The sequence below is a fragment of the Bacillus sp. BR3(2024) genome (assembly GCF_039134555.1).
GTDB lineage: Bacteria > Bacillota > Bacilli > Bacillales > Bacillaceae_G > Bacillus_A > Bacillus_A cereus.
The window spans coordinates 3879938-3895370 of record NZ_CP152433.1 but is presented as its reverse complement, the minus strand read 5'-3'; the positions used below and the strand labels follow the sequence as shown (position 1 = coordinate 3895370).

Genomic DNA, 15433 nt, shown 5'->3' with positions numbered 1-15433 from the left:
GGGGCGATACTGTCCCTTTTTGGAAAAATGAATAATATATATTATAATTATAAGAGACGTAAGAAATTTCCTTTTCTGTTGAATAAAAAGGAAATTTCATTAGAATGTATAGACAACTACTCGTGCGTATATTAAGATGGAACTAGGCGAATAAGGTAATAATAACAAGTAGGTAATTCATGGGAAAGGATCGATGAAAATGAAAACGCAAATTGTCATCAATGCCAAAATTTACACAGGTCAAGAAATAGTGGAAAACGGATTTATTCGTTACGCAGAAACCATTAAAGAAATTGGTTTGATGGCTCAATATGTACCACAAGAAAGTGAAACTGTTTTTGATGCTACAGGGAAGATTATAATTCCAGGTATGATCGATGTTCATATTCATGGTGGATACGATATTGATGCGATGGATGCAAATAGCGATGGGTTAGTAACTCTAGGTAAAGAAATGTTAAAAGAAGGGGTTACAACTTACTTCCCAACAACAATGACACAAGCTCCAGAGGCAATTGAAGCAGCGTTAACTGCTGCGAAAGAAGCAAAAGAAAAAGGAGCGCATTTCGAATATATTCATTTAGAAGGACCTTATGTTTCAAAGAAACGTGCAGGTGCACAGCCACTTGAACATATCGTTCCTGCAAATATTGAGCAATTTAAACAATGGCAAGAAGCAAGTGGGAACTTAATTAAATTAGTAACATATGCACCAGAAGAAGAGGGAGCATTAGAGTTTGAACAATATCTTGCTGAAACTGGTGTAGTTGGCACAATGGGGCATACAGATGCAATTGATGCGCAACTAAAAAATAGAAAGATTACACATGCGACACATTTATACAATCAAATGCGTGGATTACATCACCGTGAACCAGGAGTTGTTGGTCATGTGTTATTAAATCCAGATGTAATGGTTGAAGTAATTACAGATGGTATTCATATTCACCCTGATATGGTGAAATTAGCATATAAGTTAAAAGGACCGAAAAAAGTAAGTGTTATTACTGACGCAATGCGTGCAAAAGGTCTTGAAGATGGATTATATGAGCTTGGCGGACAGCCAGTACATGTAAAAGATGGTAGTGCTCGATTAGAAGATGGAACGTTAGCTGGTAGTATTCTAAAAATGGATCAAGCTTTCCGAAATGTAATTGAATTTACAGGTTGTTCAATCGAAGATGCAGTACTTATGACATCAGTTAACCAAGCAGAAGAGTTTGGATTAAATAATAAAGGTGCATTAGCGGTAGGAAAAGATGCAGACTTTGTTGTGATGAATGAAGATTTACATGTATATGATACGGTTCGTTTAGGAATTCATATGAAGGAAGGGAAGTAATTAAATGAATATTCTTGTTGTAAAAACTCCAGAAGAATTAGCAGAAGCAGGTTATAAATTAATTGAAGAAGTTGTAAAAACAAAAGAAAATCCAACATTAGGAATGGCTACAGGAAGCTCTCCATTAGGTATTTATGCAGAAATGCGAAAAAATAAACTTGATACAAGCCGTGTAACCACTGTAAACTTAGATGAGTACGTAAATTTACCACATGAAGATAAAAACAGCTATCACTATTTCATGCAAGAACAGTTGTTTGATCATCTTCCATTTAAACAAACTTATGTACCAAACGGGATGGCAAGTGATTTAGAGGAAGAGTGCAAACGTTACGAGAGCATTCTAGCTGCTAACCCAGTTGACCTACAGATTCTTGGAATCGGTGAAAACGGTCACATCGGATTTAATGAGCCAGGAACACCGTTTAATTCTCCAACAAACATTGTTGAATTAACAGAATCTACACGCCAAGCAAACCTTCGATTCTTCGAAAAAGAAGAAGATGTGCCAACTCATGCGATTACAATGGGAATTGGAAGCATTATGAAAGCGAAACAAGTTCTACTTGTTGCTATGGGTTCTAAAAAGGCAGAAGCTGTTAAAGAATTATTGCAAGGTGAATATAGTGAAGAGTGTCCGGCTACAGTTTTACAACGTCATCCGAATGTAACCGTAATCGCTGATCAAGAAGCTCTATCTTTATGCAGTGAGGCGATTGCTGATGAACATCGACAAGTATTCACCATTTCCGATCTATTATCAGATTCAAGAGTGGGTGAAACAGCTAATTGAGGACGGCGAATGGAAGCCGGGAGATAAAATCCCATCTGAGAATGAACTTTGTGATAAGTTCGAAGTGAGTCGAATGACAATCAGACAGGCGATTAATAATTTAGTGGAACAAGGCTATTTATATCGGAAGCGTGGAATTGGAACATTTGTCCAACTTCCGAAAGTGGAACAAAAATTGCAAGGAATGACGGGATTCACAGAAGACATGATTTCTCGTGGGATGAACCCAAGTAGTCAATTACTTAGTTTCCGCCTAGTTCCAGCTACTGCTAAAATAGCAGACCGGTTGAGAATACAGGAGGGGGAATCGGTTTATGAAGTGAGGCGTATTCGCTTAGCTGATGATGAACCGATTGCTTTTGAGACGACATATTTGTCGCCAGCTCTTGTAAAAGATATTAACGAAGAGATATTGCAACAATCTTTATATGAACATTTAGAGAAAAAACTGGGCTTTAAACTTGTTAGCGCTACTCAGTCAATTGAAGCTTCCGTTGCGACGGAAAATGAAGCTGAACATCTGCATATTCCTAAAAAGGCGCCTGTACTTGTAATGCGTCAATGGTCATATTCAGAAGGTGAGATACCGCTAGAGTACGTGAAATGTATTTATCGTGGAGATCGTTATAAATTTATTACGAATATCGCACGTAACAAATAGTATATTTCAGTTTGTGAAGTACAGTGGAATTGAAAATGGTTAACATGTAAAGAAATAAAAATACGACTCATCCTTATAAGGAATGAGTCGTATTTTTATTATGAGCAATTACGTGGTTAACAGCATCTTTGACGTGATTTACTACATAGTGAGCGTGTTTTTTTACTGCATCATCTGCTTGCGACATAGCAAAACTGTGAGGAGTTAAAGAAAACATAGGAATGTCATTATAAGAATCCCCTATACAAGCAATTTCCTCAGGTTTTATTTGAAACTCATTTAATAAAACAGAAATGGCAGAGCCTTTACTAACATTCGGTGGCATTACATCTAAACATTGTTCTGCTGAGATGAAAGTACTAACTTTCCCGTGGAATTTTTCATCAATTTTTTTCTGAAGGAGTTGTAAGCTCTCCTTTGTTCCACCGACAGAAATTTTATTTGGGAAAATTGTATCATCAATCTTCTGTAGTAAGTTTGGTTCTTCAACAGAAGTCATAGTTACTTGTTTTTCAAGTTCTTGAATGAAAGGTGTTTTCTCTTCAATGTAATAATTATGCTCATCACTTACATAACGGAAATAAGGATCTTCATTCGTCATAGCTAACAAATCGGGAAGTATGCTGGAATCAAAAGTTGCAGATAATAGTTGTTTATTTTCATGTGTATATACAAAAACACCATTTACACTAATGCGATGAAAATTTGTATTTACAGCTTTCATTAAGTCTGCAATTTCATTATCAAGTCTTCCGGAAGCGAAGCAAAGAATAACATTTTGCTCGGCAAGGCTGCGCAGTGCCGCAACATCTTGTTCGTCAATAAGACCTCCGTGTTGCATCATTGTACCATCGATATCACTTACAAACATTTTAATCATGCTGTTATCTCCTTTCTATGTACAGTTGCTCTTACATTATACGCATCATATATAAACATGTCTAAAAAATGAATTTTTATTAAATGGCAGATGTTTTACATTGACGACAAAGAAGAATATTCTGTAACATAAAAGTAGGCTATTTAAGTACGAGGGTGGTGTTATATGAGTAATTATCTAGAAATTAAAAAAGTTTTAAATAATAATGTCATCATTGCTAGCCATCCGGAACACGAGGAAGTAGTAGTGATTGGTAAAGGAATTGGATTTGGGAAAAAAGCGAAAGATGTATTGGAGCAAGAACAAATCGAAAAGATGTTTGTCTTAAAAAATGAACGTGATCGTGAACAATACAAATTATTAGTGCCGCATATTAGTGAAAAATTAATTGAATTGATGAACGATATTATGCTGTACATTCAAGGGAAAGCGAAATCGCCACTAAATGAACATATTCATATTGCGTTAACAGATCATATTTCATTTGCGATTAAAAGGTTAAAACAAGGACTTACAATTGATAACCCTTTTTTAGTTGAAACAAAAATGCTCTATCCAAAGGAATATGAAATTGCGGAAGGTGTTGTAGAACTTTTAAATTCTCGTTTGCAAATTACATTGCCAGAAGGAGAAATTGGTTTTATTGCACTTCACATTTACAGTTCGCTTACAAATTCTGATTTATCTTCAGTTAATCAAAACTCCCGTCTCATTGCACAACTTGTATCTTTAATTGAGACAAACTTACAAATTACATTAGATCAAGAGAGCATTCATTATTTACGTCTTATTCGTCATCTTCAATATGCTATTGAGAGGGTGAAAAAAGGAGAAAAAGTAGAGGAATCGCAAAGTTTTGCTGATTTATTAAAGGCGGAGTATCCAGCTTGCTATAACTTGGCTTGGAAGCTAGTTAAGGTCATGCAAAAAGAGTTGCAACTACCTGTATATGAAGCTGAAAGTATTTATTTAACGATGCACTTGCAACGCTTAGTAAAGGCAGAGCATGTGTAAAAAGCCATATATTTTTGTCTAAAATGAAAACGTTAAAAAAAATGATTGAATCGCTTACAATAGTTATGTATAATAACTATTGCAAAGTTATACAAATTTCGACAAACACATTAAGGTGAGTAACGAAAACGTTTGCCTTAATTATAGTGAACTTATACGTAAACCTATTTTTGACACGTGTTACTGATTCGATCAGGCATGAGTGGAGAAAAGTAAGGAATGTAAGCTAGAGAAAGGGATATACTACCCTTTGTATAGCTATCGTTCTATCTTTTTTTCCTCATGTCTTTTTGGCGTTTGTCGGAAGGTATCAATATAGATAAGAGAGGAAGGGTTTCCATGTTTAAGAAGATCTTTGGTGTTCTTCAAAAAGTCGGAAAAGCGTTAATGCTTCCAGTAGCGATTTTACCGGCGGCAGGTATTTTACTTGGATTTGGTAATGCATTTCAAAATCCACAGTTAACAAATGTTATTCCTGCTTTAAAAGCAGATTGGTTCGTAATGGTTGCAAAAATTATGGAACAATCTGGTGATATTATTTTCGCTAACCTTGCATTATTATTCGCAGTTGGGGTAGCAATTGGTTTAGCTGGTGGAGACGGAGTAGCTGGTTTAGCAGCATTCGTCGGCTACTTAATTATGAACAAAACGATGAGTGTGTTCTTAGAAGTAGATAAGCTAGTGAAAGTAACAAGTTCTGGAGCAGACCCAGTAAAAATTGGATTTGCAGATCCAGCGTATGCAAACGTATTAGGTATTCCAACGCTACAAACAGGGGTATTTGGTGGTATTATCGTCGGTATAGTAGCGGCATATTGCTATAATAAATACTTCAATATTGAATTACCATCATACTTAGGTTTCTTTGCAGGTAAGCGTTTCGTACCGATTGCAACTGCAACATTCTCTTTAATAGTAGGTATTATCATGTGCTTCGTTTGGCCATACATTCAAGGTGGCTTAAACACGTTCTCACATCAAATGATTGATGCAAATAGAACAATTGCAGCATTTATATTCGGTTTAATTGAACGTTCATTAATTCCATTTGGATTACATCACATTTTCTATTCACCGTTCTGGTTCGAATTCGGTCAGTATACAAATGCAGCTGGCGAATTAATCCGTGGTGACCAAAAAATCTTTATGGCACAGTTAAAAGACGGTGTAGAATTAACAGCAGGGACATTTACAACTGGTAAGTATCCGTTCATGATGTTCGGTCTTCCAGCAGCAGCTTTAGCAATGTACCATGAAGCACGTCCAGAAAATAAAAAATTAGCAGCAGGTATTTTAGGTTCTGCAGCATTAACATCTTTCTTAACAGGTATTACAGAGCCACTTGAATTTTCATTCTTATTCGTAGCGCCAGTATTATTCGGAATTCACGCTGTATTTGCTGGTCTATCATTTATGACAATGCAAATTTTAGGTGTTAAAATTGGTATGACATTCTCTGGTGGTTTAATTGACTTCCTATTATTCGGTGTACTACCAGGCCGTACAGCATGGTGGTGGGTAATTATTGTTGGTCTTGTACTAGCAGTTATTTACTACTTCGGATTCCGCTTTGCAATTCGTAAATGGAATCTAAAAACACCTGGTCGTGAAGTGGCAAATGCAAATGACGGCGCAGGAAAAGCAGAAGCAGGCGAACTCCCTCGTGAAGTATTAGTAGCACTTGGTGGTAAAGAAAACATTGCTTCTTTAGATGCTTGTATTACTCGTTTACGTGTTCAAGTTAACGAACAAAAGAATGTAAACAAAGACCGCTTAAAAGAACTTGGAGCAGCTGGTGTACTTGAAGTTGGAAATAACATTCAAGCTATTTTCGGACCGAAATCTGACACATTAAAATCACAAATTCATGATATTATGTCAGGTCGTACACCTCATGTTGAAAAAGAAGAACCTGTAAAAGTGGAAGAAACTCCTCAAAAAGTTGATGAAAATGAAACAATTGTATCACCAATCGAAGGAAAAATCTTACCAATTACAGAAGTACCTGACCAAGTATTCTCAGGAAAAATGATGGGAGACGGATTTGCAATTGAGCCAACTGAAGGAACAGTAGTTTCTCCAGTGAACGGTGAGATTGTCAATGTATTCCCTACAAAACATGCGATTGGTATTCAATCTGAAGGCGGAAAAGAAATTTTAATTCACTTCGGTATTGATACTGTAAAATTAAATGGTGAAGGTTTTGAAGCGCTTGTAGCACAAGGCGACAAGGTGAAACAAGGCCAACCATTATTAAAAGTAGATCTTGCATTTGTAAAAGAAAATGCACCATCTATCATTACACCAATTGTCTTTACAAACTTACAACAAGGGCAACAAGTCGAATTGAAAAAAGATGGAAATGTTAAGAAGGGCGAAACCGCTATTATTGACATTCAGTAGGAATTTGACGCAAAATGTTTATAATTATAATAGGCGATGTGGTTGACCGAACATCGCCTATTATATACAATAGATGATGTAGTACTCACGTCTATACAACTAAAAAATACTGTAATTTAAAGGAGATAAATTATCATGGAAAAAATCTTTAAAGTAACTAGCGACTCAGGAATTCATGCTCGTCCAGCAACTCTACTTGTAAACACTGCAAGCAAATTCGGTTCTGATATTAACTTAGAGTATAACGGAAAGAACGTTAACTTAAAATCAATCATGGGCGTTATGTCTTTAGGCATTCAACAAAACGCAGAAATTAAAATCACTGCAAATGGTGATGATGCAGCTCAAGCACTAGCAGCTATCGAAGAAACTATGAAAAACGAAGGATTAGGAGAATAATGACTCTTAACATTCAAGGGATCGCTGCATCAAGTGGGATTGCTATTGCAAAGGCTTTCAGACTTGAAAATCCTGAATTTAACATCGAAAAGAAATCAATTACAAACGAAGCTGCAGAAATTGCACGCTTAGACGCTGCGCTTGAGAAAGCAAAAACTGAATTAGAAGCTATTAAGGACCACGCATTTGCTGAGCTAGGTGCTGACAAAGCTGCAATCTTTGAAGCACATTTATTAGTGTTAAATGATCCAGAACTAGTAAACCCAGTAAAAGATAAAGTAAATAGCGAAAAAGTAAATGCTGAATTTGCAATGGATGAAGTTGCATCAATGTTTATTTCTATGTTTGAAAACATGGATAACGAATATATGAAAGAACGTGCTGCGGACATTCGTGACGTAACAAAACGCGTTCTTGCACATTTACTAGGAATTAACTTCTCAAATCCTGGTACAATTTCTGAAGAGGTAATCATCATTGCTGAAGATTTAACACCATCTGATACAGCTCAGTTAAACCGTAAGTATGCAAAAGGTTTCACTACTGATATCGGTGGACGTACATCTCACTCAGCAATTATGGCTCGTTCTATGGAAATTCCAGCTGTTGTTGGTACAAAAGTTGTTATGGAGAAAATCCAAAACGGCGATATCGTTATCATTGACGGTTTAGATGGAGAAGTAATTGTAAACCCATCAGAAGAAACTCTTCGTTCGTTTGAAGAAAAGAAAGCGAAATTTGAAGAGCAAAAAGCTGAATGGGCTAAATTAAAAGACCAAGCTACTGTAACAAGTGACGGACATCACGTTGAGCTTGTTGCAAATATCGGAACACCAAATGATGTACAAGGTATTATCGATAATGGCGGAGAAGGCGTTGGCTTATACCGTACAGAATTCTTATACATGGGCCGTGACAATCTTCCAACAGAAGAAGAGCAGTTCGAAGCGTATAAAGCAGTTCTTGAAGGTGTAAAAGAAGGTCAACCAGTCGTTGTTCGTACACTTGATATCGGTGGAGATAAAGAGCTTCCATACTTACATTTACCAAAAGAAATGAACCCATTCTTAGGATATCGTGCAATTCGCTTATGTCTTGATGAGCAAGATGTGTTCCGTACACAACTTCGTGCATTACTTCGTGCTAGCGTATACGGTAACTTAAAAATTATGTTCCCAATGATTGCAACTCTTGATGAGTTCCGTCAAGCGAAAGCAATTTTATTAGAAGAGAAAGCGAAACTTGTAGAAGCGGGTACAACTGTTTCTGATTCTATTGAAGTTGGTATGATGGTTGAAATCCCAGCTTCAGCAGTATTAGCAGATCAATTCGCGAAAGAAGTTGACTTCTTCTCTATCGGAACAAATGATTTAATCCAATACACAATGGCTGCAGACCGTATGAACGAACAAGTATCATACTTATACCAACCATATAACCCATCTATTTTACGTCTTGTAAGAATGGTTATCGATGCTGCTCATAAAGAAGGAAAATGGGCTGGTATGTGTGGTGAGATGGCGGGCGATTCACTTGCTATCCCATTACTATTAGGATTAGGGTTAGATGAGTTCAGTATGAGTGCAACATCTATTCTTCCTGCAAGAACACAGCTAAGCAAGTTGTCAAAAGCAGAAATGGGAACATTAGCAGAAAAAGCATTAATGATGTCAACTGCTGAAGAAGTTGTTGAACTAGTTAAAAGCATCTAATTAATAAAAAAACCTGAGTCGATTTGAAATCGGTCTCAGGTTTTTTCTATGAGAAAAGTAAATCTTATTTGCTTACTATCGAGGATAAGAGACAGAATTAGATAGCGATTGCAACGATATCAGTTGGGCATACACGTAAAATACCAGTAAAAGTATTTCGATTTTGATTGTTCTTATCGTCTTTATTGTTATCTTTGTTGTCTTTGTCATTACGAGCTAAAGCAGAGAAAAGAGCAACACCGTTAGCGAAACCTTCAAAAATTACATTGTTGAAAGTACCATTACCTCTAATGCTTAAAAGAGAAAGTTCTGTTCCAACTGAAATGCTAGCAAGTACGTTACATACAGCTGGTTGTTGTGGTCTAACCTCTCTCTCTCTCTCTTTCTCGCGATGGTCGCGCTCTCTTTCATGATGATGACATTCTCTAAAGTTATCACAGCATCCAAATGATCCAAACATAATCCTCATCACCCCCTTCACACTTATAATCTATGTAAGTTCGGTAGTTAGTGACTGGACAGAGAGTGGAATTTTTTCTAGGGGATTTTCTCATTTTAAATGACTAGCTGGGTGTTTAGTATGGAATGATGTTTAAAATAGGTGGAATATAACAAAAAAATGTAAAAACCACCGAAATAAATGAAATGGGTAGCCTTTACACTTTTTTACTTTTATATAAAACGATGATATATACAGGAAGAGCTAGGAGTAGTGGTACAATGGATCGTGCAGTATGTTTTTCTGATTCTAATTGGAATGCTTCTTCTTTTGGAAATTGTAAAATGGAGATGTTTGCGGCATCACCAATAAAATATAGAAGCAGTACAGTTACTATGTAACATAAAAGTGCGATAAAGCTTCCGTATGAACTCAATGAAAATCCCTCTCTTGTTATCTATTTGTTATCATTGTATCACAATTGTAACAAAAATACACGGGTATATTTCAACGCCTTAACAAAATTCGACACGAAACGTCACGTTTATTTATGAGAAGGGAATAGAATATACTTTTCCATAAGTATAAATGTCGAATGATTTGTAGTAATATTACAAAATTATGACAGGGAATAAAAAAACGAAGGCAATGTAGTTGCCTTCGTTTTTTATTATTTTGCCCACTCGCTTACTTGCTCTACGCTCATGCGAGGTGCAGGGTGGCCTTTTAAAGTTGATTCACCAATTGTAATAAGCATAATAGGAACGTAACGAGATGAAACGTTAAATTCGTCTGTCAGTGCTTGTGGATTGAAGCCACCAATAGCACAAGTATCCCAACCAGTTGCTTTAGCTGCAAGCATAAGTTGCATTGCTGCTAAAGATGCATTTGAAAAGGCAGCATCTCTTGGGAATTGTTCACGAGCATATGCAGATTCAATATTTTTAGCTAAGCGTTCTTTTGCTTCTTCTTTCATAAATCCCTGTTCTACAATTGGACCATATACTGGCTCAACATTTTTATAAGCTTCTAAATCACCTAAAATAGCGACTACTGCAGAAGCATCAAGAATTTGTTGTTGGTTATAAGCTATTGGGTGTAATCGTTTTTGTACATCTTCACCTTGAAAAACAAGGAATTTCCAGTGTTGTAAGTTCCAAGCGGAAGGTGCTTGTGCTGCTGCTTTTAAAATCTCATGTAATTCTGTAGATGAGATTTCTTTATTTGGGTTGAATGCACGTGTAGATGTGCGTTCATATAGGACGTTAAAAAAGTTGTCGTTTGTCATAATATATCCTCCAAATTGTATATAAAATTATCGGGAAAACGCAATGTATATAACTTACATTTTGTAAGTTATCGAATTTAAGAATATAATATCTTTATTTTAATTGTCAAGTTTTAAGAAATAAGCTAGGGCATTCATACAAACGATATAATTCCTATAATCATACACTAAAAAAGGAATTTATAGAGTGAAAAGGGAAGATAACATTCTCAATTAGCTTGTTAATATGTATTTCTCACAAATTAAAGTTTATTGGAGAACAGTCTTTTAAAAATGTTTGTGAGGAATTCAGTAGAACAAGATATATGAAGTGAGTGAAGACTAGTGATGAACATACTACATTTTTTATTAGAGAATACGGTTTTCCAAAATGTGTTACAAGATCTGCAGTTAAATGTCCTTTATATAGAAAATGGATGTAAACATCAACAAACGATAGAAAATATCCATCCAAAATGTATGTTTATAGCAAATAGTTTTGAAGAGGGCGAACTATTATTTCAAAGAACGAAACCGCACATTATAATTATGTATGTAACAGATTATTCTCAAATAAAATATATAAAGAATATGTATACCTCGCAAAGTACATTCATTGTCATTTGGGATCAACAAATAACAAAGGAATTTACAGATGTACTTGCATTAGGAATACGTAATATTGTAATAGCCCCTGTAACTCCGCAAGCAGTGTTAGAAGAAGTGAATAAGAGTTTGTATCAACTTTCTTTAGTAAGGCAAGTTAGTTTACAACAGGAACTGCTTCAAACGATGTTTGATTTTCAAAATGATTTATTATTTATAGTAGAAGATGATGAAATTGTTGATTGTAATACAAATTTTTTAACGTTTTTCGGATATGAAAATTTGTTTGCCTATCGCGAGCAACATTTAGTATTTGCTGAACATTTTATTAGAGAAAATGGATACTACTCGACGACGCATGATATAACATGGCTAGACGATACTTTATCAAGCGGTAGAAGAATTAAGATGTCAAATTATGAAGGGGCAGTATCTACTTTTCTATTACGTGCGACACCATTGCCAGAAGATTTATCAAGATTTATTGTAAAGTGCACGGAAATTACAGAATTAGATGAAATCTATCAAGAACAAGAAAGACTTGCTATGATAGATTCATTGACAGAGATTTATAATCGTTTAAAGTTTCAACAAATACTAGAGGTAGAATGGGAAAAGGTAATACGTAATGATGAGAAAATAGCAATTATTTTATTTGATATAGATAATTTTAAAACAGTTAATGACACATATGGTCATGATTTTGGCGATTTGGCATTAATACAACTTGCAGAGCTTATGAAATCTAAAGTGGAGCAGCAACATGTATTTGCAAGATGGGGAGGGGAAGAATTCATTATATTAGTGACAAATACAGTAGAAAAGGAAGCATTTCAAGTTGCGGAATCATTACGATTCTTCATTGAAACAAAGCAATTCACTGGAATTTCGAAGTTAACAGCTAGCTTTGGAGTTGCGTTATATGAACAAGGAACTACAAGAGAAGAATTAATGCAACGAGCGGATATTGCATTATATGAAGCGAAAAAAAATGGAAAGAATCAAGTATGTGTGTATAGAAAAGAAAAAATGTGATTTTTCGCAACAAATTGTTGCGATTTTTTTTTATTGTTTGATAATAGAATAGGGGGACAATTTTTAGCGAAGGAATTATGGAGGATCAATATGATAAAAAAAGTAATGGTGGTGGCTTCACTGTCTGCTATAGTTGGCGGCGGAGTATACTATTTTCTTGTTAGCCCCAATATAAAGGAAAACACTGTATTAACAACTAAAGTGAATCCTACTATTGAATCGGAAGTACAAGGGAATATAGAAGAAAAAGAAGAGCAACAAATTGATTATGCTAGCATATCTCAAAAATTAGATCAATATTTAGTCGGAAAGCAATTCAATGGAACAGTTTTGGTAACAGATAAAGAGCATGTTATATTGAATAAAGGATATGGGTATGCTGATGTTCAAAATAAAATAGAAAATACGCCTCAAACAAAATATCGTATCGGTTCTATTACGAAAACAGTCGTTGCCACATCTATTTTACAGCTGCAAGAACAAGGGAAATTGAATATTCAAGATAATGTAAATAAATATATTCCTTCATTTCCGGAGAATAAAAATATTACGCTATATCATTTATTAACGCATACCTCTGGTTTACCTGAACACGCAAAAGGCAATATTAATGCGGCTTCCCGCTTACAATTAATTAATTGGATTGGACGTCAAAATTTAGAATTTCCTGCAGGAACAGGTTGGAGATATACAGATTATAATTATATGGTGCTTGCTTATATAATAGAACATATATCGAAAAAACCTTTAGGAGATTACATAAAAGAAAACATATTTGTAAAAGCAGATATGCATGAATCCGGTATGGGAAATATGGTACCTGGAGATAAAAATTTTACAAAGGGTTATGTGAAAAAAGATCAAGAGCTTGTACCAGCGCAGAAGTTAGGCATGGATTGGCTATATGGTTGTGGTGAGATGTATACGACAGTTGGAGATATGAAGAAATTAGACGAAGCAATTATAAATGGAAAACTTCTTTCTGAACAAAGTATACAAGCAATGTTTTCACCTTCAGCAGAACGGAAATATGCATTTAGTTTTTATATATATCCAGATTATTTTCATAATCATGGTGTATTATCTGGTTGGAACACTTTCAATAATTTTAATAAAGAAAAAGGAACTTTTGTTATTTTATTTTCAAATGTGAAAAATAGTATGGATGATGACTTTAATAAAGAGTTCCGAAAGATGGTAAATGATTTATTAGAACAAAGGGGATGAGAAAATGGAACATAAAACTTTATCAATAGGTTTCATTGGTATTGGCGTAATGGGAAAAAGTATGGTTTATCACTTAATGCAAGATGGTCATAAAGTATATGTATATAATAGAACGAAAGCAAAAACAGATTCTTTAGTGCAAGATGGTGCAAATTGGTGTAATACGCCAAAAGAGTTAGTAAAGCAAGTTGATATTGTAATGACAATGGTTGGATATCCACATGATGTAGAAGAAGTGTATTTTGGTATAGAAGGAATTATAGAACATGCAAAAGAAGGTACGATAGCAATTGACTTTACGACATCTACACCTACTTTAGCAAAACGGATTAATGAAGTTGCAAAAAGAAAAAATATATATACGTTAGATGCACCTGTCTCAGGAGGAGATGTTGGCGCAAAAGAAGCAAAACTCGCAATTATGGTAGGTGGGGAGAAAGAAATATATGATAGATGCTTACCTTTACTTGAAAAGTTAGGAACAAACATTCAATTACAAGGACCAGCTGGGAGTGGACAACATACAAAAATGTGCAATCAAATTGCGATTGCTTCCAATATGATTGGAGTATGTGAAGCTGTTGCTTACGCGAAGAAGGCTGGACTGAATCCAGATAAAGTGTTAGAGAGTATTTCAACAGGGGCAGCAGGTAGCTGGTCATTAAGTAATTTAGCTCCTCGAATGTTAAAAGGAGACTTTGAGCCAGGATTTTATGTAAAGCATTTTATGAAAGATATGAAAATTGCTTTAGAGGAAGCAGAAAGATTACAATTACCAGTCCCAGGCTTAAGTTTGGCGAAAGAATTGTATGAAGAGTTAATTAAGGATGGCGAAGAAAATAGTGGAACACAAGTACTATATAAAAAATATATAAGGGGGTAAACGAGGTGGACCTTCAAAAGTTTGATGAGATGATTGATACTGTACAGCGAGCTACTTGTATGCAAATTAATGAAAAACAAAAAGAAGCTTTTAAACAAAAATATGATTTTGAACCAGAATTTGAATATGGAAGAGATGAGAAGGGACATTATGTAATTCGAACCTCAAAAAAGATGTTAGAAGAAATGGAGTTTTATTTGGCATTGAAATATGATCGTGATGGAGTGGATCTTTATATGCAAGCTGAGATTGATGGTATATTTCATGTATCTGTTAGCTATGGTGAAGATGCCCTACATCTACAAGAATTGTTTCAATTTCTAGAAGAAAATAAATAAAAGTCCTCATTTGAGGACTTTTATTTATTTAGTCATCTTTAATTTTTATAATTATAAGTTAGAAGCGCGTCGGCATCGTTCAACCGGGAACGGGATAATTTGTGCGATGTGATTAGGACCAAATTGTTTTGTACGAGCATGGCGTATTATATAAAAAGCACACAGAATTGAAACAGGAATAGCGCCGAATAAACCAAATAATAAAGCGCTTACACAAGATGCGACAAATCCTAAAACACCAATTTCTAACTCTTCCATAATAGCTCCTAAAATAACAGGAAATGCTCCACATGTAACTCCAAGTATAAGTGCGATAAGTAAGCTCATGATTATCCCCCTCTGTTTGCGATATTATTTTCCTTCTAAGTTAATTGTAGTATATCACATATAAAACAGAATTTTCAGAAAAAATTCAATAAATGTTCAAAAAATGT

General features: G+C 35.1%; 16 protein-coding genes. 11 read left to right on the top strand and 5 right to left on the bottom strand.

What is annotated here, in order from left to right:
• The first annotated feature begins 199 nt into the window (after positions 1-199).
• The 3 genes from nagA to V7S45_RS19865 are packed head-to-tail and all read left to right on the top strand — an operon-like array spanning position 200 to position 2796.
• Entirely contained in the window at positions 200-1342 is a 1143-nt protein-coding gene (gene nagA, locus V7S45_RS19875; RefSeq protein ID WP_002164437.1) for an N-acetylglucosamine-6-phosphate deacetylase, read from the top strand.
• A 4-nt stretch (positions 1343-1346) separates the two neighbouring features.
• Entirely contained in the window at positions 1347-2135 is a 789-nt protein-coding gene (gene nagB / locus V7S45_RS19870) for a glucosamine-6-phosphate deaminase (protein ID WP_001024210.1), read from the top strand.
• A complete protein-coding gene (locus V7S45_RS19865; protein ID WP_014894892.1) occupies positions 2065-2796 on the top strand; it encodes a GntR family transcriptional regulator in 732 nt (243 codons plus the stop codon). The genes nagB and V7S45_RS19865 overlap by 71 nt, the downstream gene beginning before the upstream one ends.
• A gap of 73 nt (positions 2797-2869) precedes the next feature.
• Here the strand turns inward: V7S45_RS19865 and V7S45_RS19860 are convergent, their stop codons facing one another.
• On the bottom strand, positions 2870-3676 hold the full coding sequence (locus tag V7S45_RS19860) for a Cof-type HAD-IIB family hydrolase (RefSeq protein ID WP_088343895.1): 807 nt from the start codon (positions 3674-3676) through the stop codon (positions 2870-2872).
• A 165-nt stretch (positions 3677-3841) separates the two neighbouring features.
• Between V7S45_RS19860 and glcT the strand changes: the two genes are divergently transcribed.
• The 4 genes from glcT to ptsP all read left to right on the top strand — a co-directional run bounded on the left by glcT (position 3842) and on the right by ptsP (position 9204).
• Positions 3842-4690, top strand: a complete 849-nt coding sequence (gene glcT, locus V7S45_RS19855) for a ptsGHI operon transcription antiterminator GlcT (RefSeq protein ID WP_000073860.1) — start codon at positions 3842-3844, stop codon at positions 4688-4690.
• Positions 4691-5029: 339 nt separating this feature from the next.
• On the top strand, positions 5030-7093 hold the full coding sequence (gene ptsG / locus V7S45_RS19850; protein WP_000473178.1) for a PTS glucose transporter subunit IIABC: 2064 nt from the start codon (positions 5030-5032) through the stop codon (positions 7091-7093).
• A 135-nt stretch (positions 7094-7228) separates the two neighbouring features.
• Positions 7229-7492 carry a phosphocarrier protein HPr gene (gene ptsH / locus V7S45_RS19845; protein WP_000411080.1) on the top strand — a complete coding sequence of 88 codons (264 nt, stop codon included), beginning with the start codon at positions 7229-7231 and terminating at the stop codon, positions 7490-7492.
• Positions 7492-9204: a phosphoenolpyruvate--protein phosphotransferase gene (gene ptsP / locus V7S45_RS19840; RefSeq protein ID WP_088343893.1), complete on the top strand. Its 1713-nt coding sequence runs from the start codon at positions 7492-7494 to the stop codon at positions 9202-9204. Before ptsH ends, ptsP begins: the two co-directional genes overlap by 1 nt.
• 97 nt (positions 9205-9301) lie before the next feature.
• Here the strand turns inward: ptsP and V7S45_RS19835 are convergent, their stop codons facing one another.
• The 3 genes from V7S45_RS19835 to V7S45_RS19825 form a co-directional block, all read right to left on the bottom strand.
• Positions 9302-9664, bottom strand: a complete 363-nt coding sequence (locus tag V7S45_RS19835) for a DUF3915 domain-containing protein (RefSeq protein ID WP_000468041.1) — start codon at positions 9662-9664, stop codon at positions 9302-9304.
• Positions 9665-9860: 196 nt separating this feature from the next.
• Entirely contained in the window at positions 9861-10079 is a 219-nt protein-coding gene (locus tag V7S45_RS19830) for a hypothetical protein (protein ID WP_000100485.1), read from the bottom strand.
• Positions 10080-10313: 234 nt separating this feature from the next.
• The gene (locus V7S45_RS19825; protein ID WP_000180387.1) at positions 10314-10931 is read right to left on the bottom strand and encodes a nitroreductase family protein; all 618 of its coding nucleotides are present in this window, start codon (positions 10929-10931) and stop codon (positions 10314-10316) included.
• A 327-nt stretch (positions 10932-11258) separates the two neighbouring features.
• Between V7S45_RS19825 and V7S45_RS19820 the strand changes: the two genes are divergently transcribed.
• The 4 genes from V7S45_RS19820 to V7S45_RS19805 all read left to right on the top strand — a co-directional run bounded on the left by V7S45_RS19820 (position 11259) and on the right by V7S45_RS19805 (position 14999).
• Positions 11259-12551, top strand: a complete 1293-nt coding sequence (locus V7S45_RS19820) for a GGDEF domain-containing protein (protein ID WP_001023185.1) — start codon at positions 11259-11261, stop codon at positions 12549-12551.
• Positions 12552-12641: 90 nt separating this feature from the next.
• Positions 12642-13778, top strand: a complete 1137-nt coding sequence (locus tag V7S45_RS19815; protein ID WP_000592910.1) for a serine hydrolase — start codon at positions 12642-12644, stop codon at positions 13776-13778.
• 4 nt (positions 13779-13782) lie between these two features.
• Entirely contained in the window at positions 13783-14661 is an 879-nt protein-coding gene (locus V7S45_RS19810; protein WP_000400429.1) for an NAD(P)-dependent oxidoreductase, read from the top strand.
• A 5-nt stretch (positions 14662-14666) separates the two neighbouring features.
• Entirely contained in the window at positions 14667-14999 is a 333-nt protein-coding gene (locus tag V7S45_RS19805; protein WP_000365619.1) for a DUF3909 family protein, read from the top strand.
• Positions 15000-15050: 51 nt separating this feature from the next.
• Here the strand turns inward: V7S45_RS19805 and V7S45_RS19800 are convergent, their stop codons facing one another.
• Entirely contained in the window at positions 15051-15326 is a 276-nt protein-coding gene (locus V7S45_RS19800; protein WP_000054659.1) for a hypothetical protein, read from the bottom strand.
• Positions 15327-15433: the final 107 nt, after the last annotated feature.

Bases quoted from the DNA above. Each gene is read 5' to 3' on its own strand.
- V7S45_RS19860 (WP_088343895.1), bottom strand. From the start codon at position 3,676: ATGATTAAAATGTTTGTAAGTGATATCGATGGTACAATGATGCAACAC.
- V7S45_RS19810 (WP_000400429.1), top strand. From the start codon at position 13,783: ATGGAACATAAAACTTTATCAATAGGTTTCATTGGTATTGGCGTAATG.
- ptsP (WP_088343893.1), top strand. From the start codon at position 7,492: ATGACTCTTAACATTCAAGGGATCGCTGCATCAAGTGGGATTGCTATT.
- nagB (WP_001024210.1), top strand. From the start codon at position 1,347: ATGAATATTCTTGTTGTAAAAACTCCAGAAGAATTAGCAGAAGCAGGT.
- V7S45_RS19815 (WP_000592910.1), top strand. From the start codon at position 12,642: ATGATAAAAAAAGTAATGGTGGTGGCTTCACTGTCTGCTATAGTTGGC.
- V7S45_RS19825 (WP_000180387.1), bottom strand. From the start codon at position 10,931: ATGACAAACGACAACTTTTTTAACGTCCTATATGAACGCACATCTACA.
- nagA (WP_002164437.1), top strand. From the start codon at position 200: ATGAAAACGCAAATTGTCATCAATGCCAAAATTTACACAGGTCAAGAA.
- glcT (WP_000073860.1), top strand. From the start codon at position 3,842: ATGAGTAATTATCTAGAAATTAAAAAAGTTTTAAATAATAATGTCATC.
- V7S45_RS19820 (WP_001023185.1), top strand. From the start codon at position 11,259: ATGAACATACTACATTTTTTATTAGAGAATACGGTTTTCCAAAATGTG.
- ptsH (WP_000411080.1), top strand. From the start codon at position 7,229: ATGGAAAAAATCTTTAAAGTAACTAGCGACTCAGGAATTCATGCTCGT.
- ptsG (WP_000473178.1), top strand. From the start codon at position 5,030: ATGTTTAAGAAGATCTTTGGTGTTCTTCAAAAAGTCGGAAAAGCGTTA.
- V7S45_RS19800 (WP_000054659.1), bottom strand. From the start codon at position 15,326: ATGAGCTTACTTATCGCACTTATACTTGGAGTTACATGTGGAGCATTT.
- V7S45_RS19835 (WP_000468041.1), bottom strand. From the start codon at position 9,664: ATGTTTGGATCATTTGGATGCTGTGATAACTTTAGAGAATGTCATCAT.
- V7S45_RS19865 (WP_014894892.1), top strand. From the start codon at position 2,065: ATGAACATCGACAAGTATTCACCATTTCCGATCTATTATCAGATTCAA.